The sequence below is a fragment of the Aeromonas sp. HMWF017 genome, assembly GCF_003061465.1.
GTDB lineage: Bacteria > Pseudomonadota > Gammaproteobacteria > Enterobacterales > Aeromonadaceae > Aeromonas > Aeromonas veronii.
The window spans coordinates 1-15624 of record NZ_QAJD01000105.1 but is presented as its reverse complement, the minus strand read 5'-3'; the positions used below and the strand labels follow the sequence as shown (position 1 = coordinate 15624).

Genomic DNA, 15624 nt, shown 5'->3' with positions numbered 1-15624 from the left:
CCCTCACCTACTACTGGAAGAAGAAAACCCCGGAGCAGGTGACCGCCGATCTGGAGCGGATCCTCGATGATTACCAGACTCGCTGGCAGCGCTCCCGCTGGCTGCTGGTCGGCTTCTCGTTTGGTGCCGAGATTGTCCCCTTCGTCATCAACCGGTTACCGGAGCACTATCGTCAGGGACTGGTCGGGGCCGTGATGCTCTCCCCCTCCACCAGCTCGGATTTCGAGATCCACGTTAGCGACATGCTGACCCACAAGGCGCGCAGCTATCCGACCGAGCCGCAGGTGAAGACCATCCGCGATCTGCCGATGCTCTGCCTGCAAGGTGCCGATGATGATGATGACGACCGCCTCTGCCCCCGTCTCAACCAACCTAACGTCACCAGCATCACCCTGCCGGGAGGACATCATTTTGACGATAACTACCCCCAGCTCTATCAGGCCATTACCAAGCATCTGAACCTGCCCCCAGATCCGCTGACTGTGGAGCATTAACCCGTATCACCACGGAATGCCTTTTAAGTACCGAGCAGGGCAAATCAGCGAGCAATGAAAAGGGCCTCTCTTGCGAGAGGCCCTTGTACTGAATCGGGTGGAAACTTTAAAAGGATCGACCAATGGATTGGCCGTAGCATCAAAGTCACCGAGGCTTTTCACTGCGATTGCCCAAGCGGTTCAGCCAGATGCGCTATCAAGAACGAAGATTTGCAGTCCTATGCTGACAACCGCTCGGGATTGCGCCATAAAACAAAAGCCCTGATGTTTCCATCAGGGCTTTGCAATGTGGCGGTGAGGGAGACAGCCTGAATCAAGTCCAGCCAAAACTGCAGTGGTCTAATCATCCCGGACACCATTTTAGGTGGTACAGTCGCCACCATGACCTGAGGTGTTCAATGACAAGATTACGTCGCTCATTTACTGCCGAATTCAAACTCGAAGCCGCATCCCTGGTGCTCGACCTGGGATATTCTGTCCCTGAAGCCAGCCGTTCACTGGATGTCGGTGAAACCGTACTGCGCCGCTGGGTTCAGCAGCTCCAATCCGAACGCTGCGGCACAACCCCGATTAGTAAAGCACTGACCTCGGAACAGCAGAAAATCCAAGAGCTGGAAGCCCGTATCAACCGACTCGAACGTGAAAAGGACATTCTAAAAAAGGCTACTGCTCTCTTGATGGCGGACGAGTTCACACATACGCGCTGATAGACCGATTAAGGGAGCAAGCCCCCATCACCCTGGTCTGCTGCGCCTTCGATGTTCCTACCTCCTGTTTTTACGATTATCTGGCTCGCAGGCGGACGATTAACCGTGAGCGCATGCAGCAGCGCTCTGAGTTGCGCCGTTTGTTCAAAGAGAGCAGGGATTCGGCTGGCAGCCGCGCCTTGATGTCGATGATGCGAGAGTTGGGGTATCAGATTGGCCGATGCAAAGTACGTAACCTGATGAAGGAGGCCGGGCTGGTATCCAAACAGCCGGGCGCACACCGCTATCAGGTGGCACGGCCTGAACGACCGGACATTCCCAATCTGCTGGCCCGCGAATTTGATGTCCAGCCACCCAATCAGGTGTGGTGTGGCGATATCACCTACGTCTGGGCAGGTGGTCGTTGGTATTACCTGGCAGCGGTTCTTGACCTGCATACCCGGCGGGTCGTGGGATGGGCGATGTCTGATAAACCTGATGCAGAATTGGCCATCAAAGCACTGGAGATGGCCTATCAGCAGCGGGGTTGCCCATCCGGCGTGCTATTTCACTCTGACCAGGGCAGCCAATATGGCAGTCGGGCATTTCGGCAACGACTGTGGCGCTATCGCATGACCCAGAGCATGAGTCGGCGTGGCAACTGCTGGGATAACGCCCCGATGGAACGGTTGTTCAGAAGCCTGAAGTCAGAGTGGCTCCCGGCTATGGGATATATGAGCTTGCGAGAGGCGAAGCGGGATATCAGTTACTACCTGATGGATTACTACAACTGGCGGCGTCCGCATCAACACAATGACGGGATACCGCCAGCAAAAGCCGAAGAACGGCCTAACCAAGTGTCCGGATTTAGTTGACCACTACACCCCAAACACGGCAAACAGTGGCTCTCGACGCTCGAGCTGTATGCATTCCCCATGATTGGCCAGTACTCCATTTCTGCCATTACTCCTGCACAGATAGCCGAGGTCTTAATGCCGATCTGGTTAGAGATCCCAGAAACTGCCTGCCGTGTGAAACAACGGCTTCATGCGGTCATGGCTTGGGGCTGGGCGCACGGTCACTGCCAAGCAAACCCGGTCGATGTCGTAAATCACTTGCTCCCGCTACAACCCAGTAAAGCCGTGCGTACAGAGCATCAACCAGCTATGCCCTGGCGTGATATTCCTGCCTTTGTTCAGCAGCATCTGAGGACGACACAGCGTTATGATGTAACTCGTTTAATGCTGGAGTTCTTGATCCTGACGGCTTGCCGCTCAGGTGAAGTGAGAGCCATGAAATGGTCAGAGGTAGATCTGGAAGCAAAGATCTGGACCTTGCCAGCAGAACGCATGAAGGCCAAACATATGCATCGCGTCCCGTTATCTCTTCGTGCTGTTGAGATCCTGATGGGATTGCAGGGGTTGCATGATGAATTGGTCTTCCCTTCACCACGCGATCAGGTCCCCCTATCAGATATGGTACTAACAACATTTTTACGACGGGTAAAAGCGCCAAGCTCTACTCCTGGCCGTCTGGCAACAGCACATGGCTTTCGTTCCAGCTTTCGGGACTGGTGCAGCGAGCAGGGCTATGCGCGGGATCTTGCTGAACGAGCGTTAGCTCACACAGTACAAAACAAAGTAGAGGCGGCATACCACCGCACTGATTTGCTCGATCAGCGGCGTCCTATGATGGATGCGTGGGCTGAGTTTGTGGCAGGTTATTTGCCAACTAAATAAGAAGAAAGCGGCCAAATGGCCGCTTTCTTCTATGTTCTTTTTTAGCTTTTTTTCTTGGCGGGCGATGACATCTTGCCAAACCAGTACTCAGAGAGTTTCTGCGCTTGTTTGACTTCCGGCTTGGTCATCGCTGCTTCCAGCTCATCACGAGCCTGCACGGCTTCTGGCATCCCTTCTGTTGCCGCCATAGATAACCAGGCATAGGCATGTACCCGGTTGCGCGGAGCCCCCAGTCCCTCTTCACGCATGGTTCCCATCCGGTATTGCGCCATACGATCACCTTGTTGGGCCGCCTGGCGATACTGCTTGAGTGCCAACGCGTAATCTTCTTTGCCCCCTTGCCCCAAACGCAGCATTTCACCATAGGCATAGAGTGCAGCCCTATTCCCTTGCCGAGCGGCCTTGGCATAGCTAGTTCTGGCCTGCTCCAGTTCACCTTGCCCCTGCTGTAGTACTGCCAGATCGAACCATGCCTTGGTCACGCCACCGTCAGCAGCACGCGTTAACCAGTGGATCTGCTGCTCCCGGTCTACCTGCTGCAAACTCAATTGATATTCGGCCTCATGGGAACCGTGTGCGGCGGCCAGCTCCAGCCAGTAGCGACCCAAAGCAGGGTCTGCAGATACCCACTCCCCGGCCAGATAAGCCTTGCCAAGCCAGAGTTCGGCGTCAGCAGAACCGGCATTGGCCGCCCGTTGATAGGCGGCGAACGCATAGATAGGGGCGGCCTGTCTGGCTTGCTGTAGCAAAGCATCCGGCTGCTGCTGGGCGGCAGCCTTCTCAAACCAGCGCTGGGCAATATCCTGGCGTTTGCTCACCCCTCTCCCCTGCTCATAGCGCTTGCCCAGCTGGTACTGAGCGTCTCGATTGCCCAGCTCTGCCGCTTTTTCCAACCATTTGACGGCATCCTCATCCGCCCCCTGCTGCTTGGCATACCACTGCCCAAGGATCAATTGCGCCTCTGCATGATCCTGTTTGGCGGCTTTCTCGAACCAGTCGAGGCATTCACTGACCAACTTGCCCTGATGCTGCTCCTGGCACATCAATCCCAACCGATAGCTGGCATGGGTGTTGCCAAGGCGAGCAGAGCGCTGCCACCACTGAGCAGCAAGTGCAGGATTCTTTGGCTCACCGAGCCCAGCCTGATACCAGTCACCCACTTGCCACGCTGCATTAGCACGGATCTGCTGATCGGCGGCCAAAGGTCCCGACTGCTCGGCGGCCTGTTGCATCCAGTGCATGGCGTTGGGGTAATTAGGCTGGCTCGCCAGACGTTTGGCCAGCTCATATTGGGCGCGGCCATCCCCCTGCTTTGCGGCTTGGGATAACTCGGCATCAGTACGTGGGGCTGTGGCAGAACAGGCGGTTAAGATGCTGGCGGTCAGTGCCAACCATAAGGCTCGGTGTGTCATGGAGAAAATTCTTCTTAGAGTGAAAAAGTGACGGGTGAGGCACTGCTGTCTTTCTGGCTGATCCGTTATGCTACGCAGCCACCTGACGGGCACAAAGCTGATGCGGCGCCTTCCCTGGCCATGAGCCTTGCCTGTCAGGTGGCCTGTTGCAGATGATCCTGATAGACCTTCTGCCACTTGGTATGCTCAGCCTTATCGCTCCTGGCCAGCCAGAAAGCACAGATGCTCTCGGCTAATTCTGCGGCCATGGCATGGTCGTTATCACGACGGCAAATCAGATACTGGGCCAGCCAGTTTTGGTACTGCTTCATTGATACCTCTTAAACCGCAATCCAAATCAATTGACCGGATCGGTATCCGTTTTGGGCTGAACTGCGCGATAAGCGTCCATGATTGGAGCCCAAGCCATACCACTTGGGGTAGGGGGCTGATAAGCATTACTAAATTGTGTATACAACCCATCCCAGCGGCTCTGATATTGACTTTCCAGTGGATCCTCCCTCTTAGGATTAATAGGAGCCTATTTCGCTAACCCCCTTGTTAACAGCACACTTAAGAAATCACACGAGGGTTATCAAGATACACCTCCGCATAACCCCCACTGGCAGGTTCCACAAGACATAAAAATTATTACCTGCTCATGCCCCCCATGAACGCACAGGGGTTATGACTCCTTAATCCAGAACAACATGTCATCCTTGTTGACATGGGTTTGGGAAGGTAAGCGTTGCCCTTTGCGAAGCTGCCACTGATCATCGGTCAGATTGCAGCACCAGTTGCCATCTTGCTCCACCACTGAACCCGGCATGGCAATAGGATGTTGTGCTACTCGCAATGCCTGCCATTTCTCTTCAACGCCATTGGCTCTGGCATAATCGACCAGATCCTTGGGGTAGTAGCGCATATCCCGATAACTGCTGTCATCCAGATCATAAAGCAGGGTGACCAGCGCCGCTTCGAAGGCCCAATAGCCAAAATAGATGGCGTGTTTTGCCTTGTGCCAGTCATACCAGAAGCACTCTTTGCACCCCTTGTACCACCCCTTGAGATACTGCTCGATGCTCGCCTGCCGCTCGGCCTTGGTGGGGGTCACACCATCGCCTTTGATGGCATCAAACAGCGGGCGATACACCTCGGGAATATAGGATTCTGGACCTCGGGGGAAACCAGGGTAGCCCAAGCGGGCCAACAGTACGCTCCAGAACGGGTCATCGTCCCCTTCCGGATTCTTACTGATATAACGCACCAACTCGGGCAATATCTCATCCTGGCCATAGAGGATGCTTAATGAGAACATCCAGAGCAGATATTGATAGGCATCTTGCTCCCAGTAATAGAATTGATCGTCAGGAAACTCTTTTTTATGGCGCAGAAACTCTTTATTGGCGACTTGCAGCTGAGCGATCACCTCTTGATGAGATTTACCTCCAGAATATACAAGAATGGTATGTTTAAAATTATCTCTAAACATTTTACCACTAGCCATAGAACGTGTTGGACGTCTATGTGGATCACTCCAGCGTTCGTGCGATGGATTGTTTATCTTATTCCACCAGCTCTCATCGAAATATGATGACTCTTTATAATCCTCTATCTGTTCTAAAAATAATGCTTCAGATAATAGTGGATCTCGACGCTGTTCAATAAACGAACTCATGCTTTACTCCTACTTGACCGATATAGTACCTACAGCATTGGCGAATTTATCTAACTTGGTTATCTGAATCACTTTACCCGACTCATCGACAATCATTAACCAAGCGTCATAACCTTCATTTTCAATGTCTTTTAATATTTTTTTATCTGTAATCTCTTTAGGTAAACGATCTTCGATCCATGCACCACTCATCTGCTTGCCCGACCCCTTGGTCATCGACAACAATTGGGTGCTCTTGGTGCCATCCCCGTCGATATACTCCCCCCCTGCCGTCCGAAACTTGGTCTCGGTCACTACGTAGGGAGGCGGAGGATTGCTGTTCTTGTAGATACCATCGATGCCCCGCCCTCTGGGCTTGTCACTTAGGCTACGCACCTGGCGATGTTCAGGCAACAGGTTCTCAAACTGGTGATTTTCCATCCAGTTATCGCTGATGATCTCGCCATATAGACCTTTCTTGGTTCGACTCAAGATTTTGACATCTACCTTGGCAACCTCTTCCGGCAGCGAATGGACTACTGTGCCACTGGGAACTGCTTTAAAACCTGGGGCATGCTTGACCGCCTCTTTTTCCAATCCTTCGGCAATCTCATCAAGGGATTTGAGCACGGGCCCCATGGCATCAGGCAGCATCTGGGTGGCCTGTGATTGCATCTGCAGCACCATACGTTGGGATTGCTCAAGCCACAACCTGACCGATGCAGGGGCTAGTCCTTTTATCTTGCCGATCAAGCTAGTCAGCGTGCTGACGGCATCGTTCAGATAACCCAGCAGCACGCTGACGGAAATCTGTCCCCTCAGCCCACGGATCTGGCCGGCAAATTCTTTCAGCACCTTGTCGAGACGCGAGATACCCAGCACTTTCTTGACCTTGGGATCACTGAGAAACGTCAGCACCGGCGCCATTGCGGGTTTGATCGCCTTGGTGGCATCCCCACCTGCCTTGCGGACAAACAGGAAGATGATTTTCAACACACCCTTGAGGGCTGAACCTAGCGACGGGATTAGACCAATCAAGGTAAAGCTGAGGAAAACCCACTTATCCGGCTGCTTGGGATCACGGGAAATATCCCGGGCATTGGCAATCAGATCGCGGCAATCCAGCACCTGATCGACTACCGGAATAAGACCCAGCACCGCATTGGCGGCGATTTGTCCTGCACTTTGATTGGGGTTGAAGTCACCCTGCAGGGCCTCCCAGATCCACTGCAGGCTGGAAGCAACACCCTTCTTTACCGCCTCTGCACTTTGCTTGACATAGGCCGCACCGCCAGACACCGCCTTATCCAGGTGGTCATAAAGCTGCTCAAACAGATCGTTACCGAACATATCAGTCCTCGTCGCTCAGACTGTCGAGATGGCCGGTGAGAGCCGAGATGGGTTCACGGGGCAGATCGACAAAATTGTCCTGTAGGTTATAGGTCACTGAAGCGGTGCCAGCAGGTACATCCTCGAGCAATGCCATGCCCTCACCATCCAGCGTGCCTTCGCGCACAGAACCATCGCTCAATACAGCCTTGTAGGGGGTGCCAGCCAGCGGCATCAGCTCGGAGTCGAGGTGATAAAACTTCATCCAGCGTGTGTGAGGGCTGTCCAGCATACCCTCCATGCTCTTGGGTGCCTTGCCAGCCCAACCGGATCCAGCGCCTGCATTGCCGCCCGAGTTCATCTTGATCGTAGGGCCAACCAGTGTGACGCCACCACCATCCACCTTGATAAAGCAGCCGCCCACCTTGACGGTAATTTCAGATCCCGCCTCCAGTACCACCTTGGCGCCGGCCTTGATGTGCACCTCCTGCCCGGCCTGGGTGAGCCAACTTTGTCCCAGTTTTTGGTGCATGGAGGCATCCACCGTCAGCGAATAGTCCGTCTTGATGTGGTCTCGCTTCTCGCCCTCTACCGTCAGGTGGTCATTGGCCTTGATGCGGGTGACCCGCTCGTTGTCGATGTCACGATGCTCGTCATGCTTGATGTGCCACGCCGCATCGTTTTCAATCAGCACATTCAGGTCTTTCTGACCGTGGATATAAATCTCTTCCTGCCCAGCCTGGTCTTCAAAACGAAGTTCGTTGAAGCCCTCACCCTGGTGGGTTTCGGTGCGCAGCACGGTACGAGTCTTGTTGGCGGGCAACTCATACGGTGGCCGGTTGGTGGCGTGGTAGGTGCGACCGGTGACTATAGGCTGGTCGGGGTCCCCTTCCAGAAAGCTCACGATGACCTCGTGGCCGATGCGCGGGATGGCCATCATGCCGTACTGGCCGCCAGCCCATCCTTGGGATACCCGCACCCAGCAGGAGCTCTGGTCATTAGAGCTGCCGTAACGGTCCCACGGGAATTGCAGCTTCACCCTGCCATGCTCGTCGCAGTAAATCTCCTCCCCCTCGGGACCCACCACCATGGCGATTTGCGGGCCATCCACCATCGGCTTGTGGGGTGCCTCGGGGCTGCCGATACGGGCGCGCCAGGTGGTGTTCGCTTTCATTACGCCAAATTCGTTGTAGTAGACGGTCGGGCCGCTGCCGCCCTCCTCTTCCAGCGCTTGCGGTTGTTCACCTGTGTGGCGGATATGGACGATTTGCCAGTCGGTGTTAAGGCTGCCATTGGGGTGTTCGGTGAGTGAGAAGTGCTGACCCGGCAGCAGGGCGGCGCTGTTGGATTTGCCGCTACCCGCCACCGCGTCATTGCGCAGCGCATCGAGCCGGTGTTGTGCAAACGCCTTGCCACTCGGGTCCTGCTTGTAGCGGCCCGGGTAGTCGAAGTGCTGGTAGGTATCCCGTTGATGCTCAAGCTCACTCCCCTGCTTTTTGTGGGAGAGGCCATAGGCCGGAGTCTTGAAGCTGTAGTCTTTTAGCTCCACATCGCTTGGTCGCACCGCCTCGCGGTAGTGGAACTGGCGCACATAGGGCCCTTGTTCCAGCGAACGGTTGCCGAGGTTGAAGAAGAGCTCGGGGCCGGCAGTCAGGGCTGCCGCATCGTCAGCAAAGACGATGCGCTGCTTGCCTGCTTCAAACTCGTGGAAGTAGAACAGCCCCTCTTCGGCTGCGAGGCGATTGAGGAAGTCGAGGTCGGTCTCGCGGTACTGCACGCAGTATTCCCGCTGGGCGTGCTCGTTTTTCAGGGCAAAGGCGTAGTCGGTGATGCCGTGCTCTTGCAGCAAGATACTGAGGATTTCATCCGGCTTTTGCGCCTGAAAGATGCGGGAGTTCTGGCGCAGCCCCAATCGCCACAGGGCAGGTTTGACTTGCAGCTGATAGCGGGTACGGCGAAAGCCGCTGTCACCTTGGGCAAACTCGCTCACTACCCCGCATACGCGGCGTTGCAGCTCGCCGTTGTACCACACCATCAGCTCGCACTGCTGGTCCAGCACGGCGCCAAAATCGATGTCCGGTTGCTGGCTGGCCACCTCCAGCTGCAGATTGAACGGCCGGTTCAGCCCCTCATCCAGCTGGAAACTGGTCACCACGAAGGTGCTCTCGGGCAACGCCCCCACCTTGACCGTAAATTGTAATCCTGTGCTTTGCGCCATGACTCTGTTCCTTATCCTGCCTGTCCGCTACCGGAACCAATCACCACGCCACCACAATCCACTGCCGTGCCGGTGACGGCGATGGGTTTGCCATTCACCAGCACAGAGCCAACACCACCGGCAATGGCCCGTGGGTGCGGCGGGTTGTTGGGCTTGTCATGGGGCGCCAGTGGATCACATTGACGAGCCACAGGCTTACCATCGAGGAACACGTCGGGACTGGCAGCTATCACCGGGGTCGGTGGGAAGCCATCGTGGTCGGTGCCGATGTCACCGAGCAGTGCGATAGCGGGGCACATAGTCATTCTCCATATGAGCGGGGAGACGCACAGACATCATCCCTCTGCCCCTGTGCCCGGTGGAACGCACCAGGCACAGGCGATTTTGATAAACAGCGGATAAACAGAACAGGCCGCAGCACAGGCTATGCCATTCAGCGCTGGCGAAATTAGCCAAATAAAATCAAATGGTTAACTTCTTTCGATAGATGATAGGGTTATCCATTCGCAAGAGGTTGCGCAAACTGGGCAATCCCCCTACCAAACATTGCATCTGAAGTGCAACTCTCTGGAATATGCGCAAAAGGTTGCGCATAACAGAGCAATCAGCTACCGGATAGTCCCTGTTGCAGTTGGTAAAGCCGGATGTTGAGTGCTTTCAAGTCACTCTCTATCCCTTTCAGCTCGGCAGCCGTAATAGGCTCCTGCGACGCTTTTCGCGCCTCCAGTTCGCTCAGGCGCAAGCTGAACGGGATCTCCTGCATCAGGTTCTTCTGTACCTCGTAGAGCTGAGACTTGAGGTAGGAAATCGTGACCGTCTTGCGCTGACGCTCCAGCTCCAGCAGCTGATCGATCAGGGCATCGACCCCGGCGCGCGCCTCCAGATAGGTCGGCACCCGGTTGAGATCCCCTTGCTGGCCGGCCAGCGCGGTCTGCCACTGCTTGTCCAGCGCCTTGACCGCCAGCGAGTCGGGATAGAGCATCTGCAGCGAATTGCGCAGCCCCTCGCCATAGCGGTACCAGTAGAGGGGAGAGGTCTGCTCCAGCCGGTCCAGCTGGGCCTGATAACGCGACACCAGCTCGCTCTCCATCCCCTGCAGGGTCTGCTCCCCCAACACGATGCGCGCCTGCCGAATGTCGTCATAACTCAGGGCCTGCGGTAACGCTGCAGCGGGTTGTTGCAACCGTTGCGCCGCGATGACCTTCTCCTGCTGCTGATGTTGCCAGCCAAGCCATCCCATCATGGGCAAGGCGCAGGTGAGCAGGCCACAGCCAAACCAGAACCAGGCCGGCCGCTGTTTGCGGTGCTGCTCAATCTTGAGCACGGTCGGCTTCATCTGCCCCTTCTCGCGCCCCACCAGGATACTGCCCTGAGGCAGGTGCGGGGTTGCCCCGACAGAGGCGCCATGGTCGCTCTCCATGTCGGATTTGAAGAAGACCATCGGCGGGATCTGCAGCTCATCCTTGAGGCCCGGCTCATCAGAGACGATGACGATCTCGGTCTCGTCAAACAGATGGGTGTAACCCTCGATAAAGTGCACCAGATTCTCGACCCGGGGGATGCGGCTCAAACCGGCGTTGTGCAGTTTCTCGCTGATGAGTTGCAGCGCCCGCTCGCAGCGGTAGATCAACCGCTTGTCCTCGTGGCTGATCTGGTACTGGCGGATCACGTCGCTGATGCGGGCGATAAACCAGTCGAGCATCTCGATGCGGGCCCGCTCCTGATGCACCGGTGGCCAGAAACTCTCCCACTGGGTGACGATGAGGTTGGCGAGAAACTCGCACCCTTCGGTAAAGCCGCTCAGCCCCTGAATGCGGGAGCGCGCCAGAGTGAAGTAGATGGCGGTTTGCAGATCCACCCCGTGCTTTTCAAAGATTTGACTGGCAAGCTGATGGATCCTGACCCAATCCACCTCGGGGCGGGAGGCGTGGCTGAGCTTGTTGATCTCGGCGCGCAGCGCCTCGTACTCCGGCAACATTCTGGGGTCACGCCCCACTTTCAATGCCTGCTGGCCTTGTTGATTCTGTGACATATCGGATTCCAAAATGCGGGGGGCATGGCGCCCCCCAACATGATTAATAGAGGGATTCAGGCAAGCTGAACTGGCTGAACAGGCCGCCGGTGAAAGGGTTCTGGGCGCTGTCGGTATAGACCCGATAGGTCATGGCACCCTGATCCACCGGGAAGCGCACATCAAAGGTGGCCTCGTTGACCTGAGTCAGCTCCCCCTTGTCCATCAGGCGGAACATGGCCCAGGGACCGACAAAGCCCTCGCTGCGCGGTGAACGTTCGCGGGCAGCCGGTACCAGGGTGATCTTGCTTTCAGCCCCGTCGCGCATGGTGTTTGGCCACACCAGCGGGATCTTGTTGCGACGGCCGTGGGCATACTCCAGCAACTGGCCATCAAGGTTGAGCACACTACGCCGCTTGTTGGCGGTGAGTTCGATGGGCTCGAGGGCAAATTGCACCTCCAGATTGCCCTGCTGGCTGAAGAAGATCTGGCGGATCCGCGCAGCGCGATCCAGCTGTTTGATAAGCTCGGCCTGAATGGGTGAGCTCAGTTCTCCCTCCATCAAGCCCCCCTCCACCATGGGTTTCAGGTTGACCTGATAGAAGCTGTCCAGGGTGCCACCAGGGGCAAAGAAGCGCTCCATCTCGGAGAGCGGTACATCCTTGGCAGAGCCCGGGTTGAACGGATAGCGATCCGCCAGCTGGCTGTTGAACGGTGCCAACACCTTCGCCTGCCACTCCTGATTGAGGGATGACATCGCCAGATCAATCACCAGTTGCGAACTCTGATCCGCCAGTTGACCCACCCAGCGATTGAGCGGCTCGGGCAGACCACGAGCATATTGCTGCAATGCAAAGACCGGATCGGCGTATTTGTTGGTCAAACGCAGTTGCACCGCCTTGAGGGCTGACTGTCCCGGCTCGGTGGCATTGACGATTAACTCCATATAGTGCTGCAGCTCAATCAGCTTCTGGTTCACTTCCGAAATCAGCGGCCCCTGTTCCCCACGGCCAGTCAAGACGCCATTGGTGGCCATAAAGGGGCGACCGATCCGGGCGGTGATCGCCTGCGCCGGATCTCCTTCCGCATCGGAGATCTTGCGAATGCGGGTGTTGTCATCCAACGCGGCGAGCACCCGCTGGAATGGCTGGTCGTTGCCGGTGATGGCCGAGAGCACATCGAGCGCCTGCTCGGGGCTGGCAAGGGTCTGCACATCCAGATTAGTCAGCAATTTTTGCCACTGGTTGACGTAATCGGTGACATAGCGATCGTTGACCTGACGGGTGATCTCCTTGCGATCCGCCTCGCTCAACTGGCTCAGCTTGCGCTGGCCCAGCACCCAGGCATCCATGGCGGTGAGATCGATCAGCGCCTTGTCCTGTTTGAGGAAGAAATCACTGAACCCGGGCCAGGTCAGCAAACGCGGCACCTGACCAGCGCTCTCGTTGCGCAGGGCAAACACGGTGTCGAAGGTGGGGCCCACCTCGTCACGGACATTGAGATCCGGCGGCAACACATCACCCGCCTTCACCACCAGATTCTGATAGACCCGCTGATACATGGGCAATTTGCCCAGTTCACGCTGGGCGCCATACACCGGCTCCTTGAATGGCACAAATGCCGTGATGGCGGCCTGATCCCGGGCGGCGCGAGCACCATGCCAGTCGGTATGATCAAGGGCATAGTCAAGATGTCCCATCAACTGCTCCTGGACCGCCCCCTGTCCCGGGAACGCTTTCTGCCAGCGGCTGGCCATATACTGCTCCACCAGCTCCTTGTTGCGACCGGAGGCATCATCCAGCATCCGCATCACCCGCAGGATGGAGAGCTTCTCCTCGCTGCCAGCCGGTGCACGGTTGAGATCCTCCAGCAGCCCCTGCATCTGGGCAGGCAGGAAACGCAGCCCCAGCAGTTGCAGATAGGAACCTTCCACATAGGGGCCAATCTCATCCCCCTGATAGAGACCAAGGTCTGCCACCAGCGGCATCCGTTCGCGGTAGTTGCCAAAAGAGAGGGTTGCCTCGCGAATAAGGTTGAGACGTGGCAACTGGCTGACACCGAAGGCATGTTCATCAGCGACCTCGTTGGTCTCGGTGAACGCTTGCGCCTTGGTCAGTACATTGCGCCCCGCCTCCTCGTTGACCCGGTAGAAGTAGTGCCAGCCACCGATCAGGGCCGCCGAGAAGAGCGACAGGCAACTCAGGCCAATGGCCATCCGGCGACGACGATAGAGGGTATGCAGCCGGTTTTCTCCGGCCAGATGGGCCTCGGGGAAGATGATCGAAGAGAACAACTTGCGCACAAAATAGGTGTTGGACTCCCCGCGCAGGGCGGAGTGAATCGGCTCGGGCAAGCTGTAACGCCGGGAAGCGGCCTGAGCAAAGGCATCGAACGGGACACCTTGCTGATAAACGGAGCTGATATAGACGCCGCGCACCAGCAGTGGTTTGCTCTCTTCAATGGTCAGGGTTTCATCGAGCAGGCTGGTCACATAATCCTTGAGACCCGCCAATTGACGGACAAACGAGAAGAGGGCGTTGCGCTGGGCGGCATCGAGCCGGGCCAGCATCATCTCGGGCAGATTGCGGTTGAGATTGTCGACCCACTGATCCCAGAACAGCGCCAGATCCTGCTGCCAGGATTTGCCCTGACTGCTGCCGGGGTTGAAGGTTACCCCCAGAACGGCGTCACGGGCTTCTTTATCCAACTGCTCATAGACCACATCAAAGCCGCGCAGCATGTCGAGTTTGGTGAAGGTGACATAGAGCGGCAGCCGGGTATTCATGGTGGCCGACACCTCTTGCAACCGGGCACGCATCAGCTGGGCATACGCCTTGCGCTCGGCCACGCTGGCCGCAGACAACCACGCCAAATCAACGGTCAGTACCAGACCATTGAGGGGCTGACGACGACGGTGCTCGTTGAGCCAGTTCAGGAGATGCAACCAGAGTCGCTCATGCTTGCGAGCTTGCGGATCCAGCTCGGGCTCGGCTTGTGACAACAGCGCACCGGCCGGATCCAGCATCACGGCTTGCTCCCCCAGCCAGCAATCGACCAGCTGGCCTTGCGCCACGTCCCGCAGTTCGGTGTCGAGTCTGGGATTGAGTTTATTGGCCGGATTGGCACGGTGGATCAGGCTGCTCTTGCCGCTGCCGGGCAGACCCAGCACCAGATACCAGGGCATGGCGTAGAGCGCCCCCTTGCCAAGGTGTTCATTCAAGGCTTGCAACCAACGTTCGAGGAACAACGCCTGTTTGTCGATGAGCCCTTTGACCGGATCCTGTTCCAGCAGCACCTCATGCTGGCGCTCGGCCTTGAGCTGCTTCATCTTGCGCCATACCCGCCAGGAGAGTACCCCCAGCAGTAACCAGAGCCAGAGCAGGGTAAACACCACCCGCCCCCACAAGGGCTCGAATGGCTTGGCATCACGGATCTCGATGCGAGGCCCCAGCCACCACACCAGGATCAGGGCGACAACCCACAGCACCACACCGAGCAGGGGCCAGGAGGGTTTCAGTTTCGGCAGCTGTTGCCGCAGAAAGGTAAAGATGGTTTTGAACATAAAATGTGATCCAACTCCGACTCAATGACTCATTTCGGCACTTATTTCGGCAAATGGGTGGCATAGGGGGCAAGGCGGCTGACCAACCCGGGCTCCCACTGCGACAACCCAAGGCGCTCCGCCTCTTGCCACAAGTGTTGATATTGCTGGCGCGCAAGCGCCTCCATGCCTTCCTGCTCCAACAACTCCGCCTGCACCAGCAAGGCATGGAAGCGGGCTCTTGGCTCTTTCATCTGTGTCATCCGCTTATCAAGCAGGGCGAGCGCGGCGGCAATCCCCTTCTCCCCATGACGCAAGGCGACCTCCTCGGCCAGCTCGGCCTGTCCGCTGCCGCCCCCACTGCTCTTGGCAGGCTGCAACCAGCGGCTGCACTCGGGGGAGAGAAACGGGGAACCATCGCTGAAGGTGAGATCCCGCAGCGCTGGCAGGCGCTGCAAAAACGCATCCAGCTCCGCCATGATCGCCTGCGCCACCACCCCATATCCCAGCTTCTGGGCCACCTCGGCCGAGAGCCTGTGCCCCTCGAACCAGTAAGGG

12 protein-coding genes and 1 pseudogene are annotated in these 15624 nt (G+C 56.9%); 4 read left to right on the top strand and 9 right to left on the bottom strand.

Going from position 1 to position 15624, the window contains the following annotated elements; genetic code table 11:
* The 4 genes and pseudogenes from DBR30_RS10330 to DBR30_RS10320 form a co-directional block, all read left to right on the top strand.
* The coding region (locus DBR30_RS10330; RefSeq protein ID WP_258224388.1) for a virulence factor at positions 1–494 on the top strand (494 nt) is incomplete at its 5' end.
* A gap of 398 nt (positions 495–892) precedes the next feature.
* Positions 893–2055 (top strand): IS3 family transposase gene (locus tag DBR30_RS10325; protein WP_108542683.1). Its coding sequence is split into 2 segments (ribosomal slippage): positions 893–1148 and positions 1148–2055, totalling 1164 coding nucleotides; the frame shifts between segments, so codons are not numbered across the junction.
* 21 nt (positions 2056–2076) lie between these two features.
* Positions 2077–2271: pseudogene (locus tag DBR30_RS22805) on the top strand (phage integrase central domain-containing protein); the annotation flags it as partial.
* Between the two features lie 75 nt (positions 2272–2346).
* Positions 2347–2919: a tyrosine-type recombinase/integrase gene (locus tag DBR30_RS10320; protein WP_375135844.1), complete on the top strand. Its 573-nt coding sequence runs from the start codon at positions 2347–2349 to the stop codon at positions 2917–2919.
* Positions 2920–2960: 41 nt separating this feature from the next.
* Here the strand turns inward: DBR30_RS10320 and DBR30_RS10315 are convergent, their stop codons facing one another.
* The 9 genes from DBR30_RS10315 to DBR30_RS10280 all read right to left on the bottom strand — a co-directional run.
* Entirely contained in the window at positions 2961–4331 is a 1371-nt protein-coding gene (locus tag DBR30_RS10315) for a tetratricopeptide repeat protein (RefSeq protein ID WP_108542684.1), read from the bottom strand.
* Between the two features lie 134 nt (positions 4332–4465).
* Complete coding sequence (locus DBR30_RS21220) at positions 4466–4642, bottom strand: hypothetical protein (RefSeq protein ID WP_181363539.1); 177 nt, start codon at positions 4640–4642, stop codon at positions 4466–4468.
* 353 nt (positions 4643–4995) lie between these two features.
* On the bottom strand, positions 4996–5988 hold the full coding sequence (locus DBR30_RS10310; RefSeq protein ID WP_108542685.1) for a PoNi-like cognate immunity protein: 993 nt from the start codon (positions 5986–5988) through the stop codon (positions 4996–4998).
* 9 nt (positions 5989–5997) lie between these two features.
* The gene (locus DBR30_RS10305) at positions 5998–7317 is read right to left on the bottom strand and encodes a hypothetical protein (protein WP_108542686.1); all 1320 of its coding nucleotides are present in this window, start codon (positions 7315–7317) and stop codon (positions 5998–6000) included.
* 1 nt (position 7318) lies between these two features.
* Positions 7319–9514, bottom strand: coding sequence for a type VI secretion system Vgr family protein (gene tssI / locus DBR30_RS10300; protein ID WP_108588334.1), 2196 nt, complete (start codon positions 9512–9514; stop codon positions 7319–7321).
* Positions 9515–9525: 11 nt separating this feature from the next.
* Positions 9526–9813, bottom strand: a complete 288-nt coding sequence (locus tag DBR30_RS10295) for a type VI secretion system PAAR protein (RefSeq protein WP_108541713.1) — start codon at positions 9811–9813, stop codon at positions 9526–9528.
* A 305-nt stretch (positions 9814–10118) separates the two neighbouring features.
* Entirely contained in the window at positions 10119–11546 is a 1428-nt protein-coding gene (locus DBR30_RS10290; protein ID WP_069529829.1) for a VasL domain-containing protein, read from the bottom strand.
* Between the two features lie 43 nt (positions 11547–11589).
* Positions 11590–15087 (bottom strand): type VI secretion system membrane subunit TssM, encoded by a 3498-nt coding sequence (gene tssM, locus DBR30_RS10285; protein WP_108541712.1) that lies wholly within the window; start codon positions 15085–15087, stop codon positions 11590–11592.
* 41 nt (positions 15088–15128) lie between these two features.
* Positions 15129–15624: type VI secretion system domain-containing protein (locus tag DBR30_RS10280; protein ID WP_181363538.1), on the bottom strand; the 496-nt coding region annotated here is incomplete at its 5' end.

What these genes read in the sequence shown, in the direction of transcription:
- DBR30_RS10320 (WP_375135844.1), top strand. Translation starts at nt 2,347, where the DNA reads ATGCCCTGGCGTGATATTCCTGCCTTTGTTCAGCAGCATCTGAGGACG.
- DBR30_RS10315 (WP_108542684.1), bottom strand. Translation starts at nt 4,331, where the DNA reads ATGACACACCGAGCCTTATGGTTGGCACTGACCGCCAGCATCTTAACC.
- DBR30_RS21220 (WP_181363539.1), bottom strand. Translation starts at nt 4,642, where the DNA reads ATGAAGCAGTACCAAAACTGGCTGGCCCAGTATCTGATTTGCCGTCGT.
- DBR30_RS10310 (WP_108542685.1), bottom strand. Translation starts at nt 5,988, where the DNA reads ATGAGTTCGTTTATTGAACAGCGTCGAGATCCACTATTATCTGAAGCA.
- DBR30_RS10305 (WP_108542686.1), bottom strand. Translation starts at nt 7,317, where the DNA reads ATGTTCGGTAACGATCTGTTTGAGCAGCTTTATGACCACCTGGATAAG.
- tssI (WP_108588334.1), bottom strand. Translation starts at nt 9,514, where the DNA reads ATGGCGCAAAGCACAGGATTACAATTTACGGTCAAGGTGGGGGCGTTG.
- DBR30_RS10295 (WP_108541713.1), bottom strand. Translation starts at nt 9,813, where the DNA reads ATGTGCCCCGCTATCGCACTGCTCGGTGACATCGGCACCGACCACGAT.
- DBR30_RS10290 (WP_069529829.1), bottom strand. Translation starts at nt 11,546, where the DNA reads ATGTCACAGAATCAACAAGGCCAGCAGGCATTGAAAGTGGGGCGTGAC.
- tssM (WP_108541712.1), bottom strand. Translation starts at nt 15,087, where the DNA reads ATGTTCAAAACCATCTTTACCTTTCTGCGGCAACAGCTGCCGAAACTG.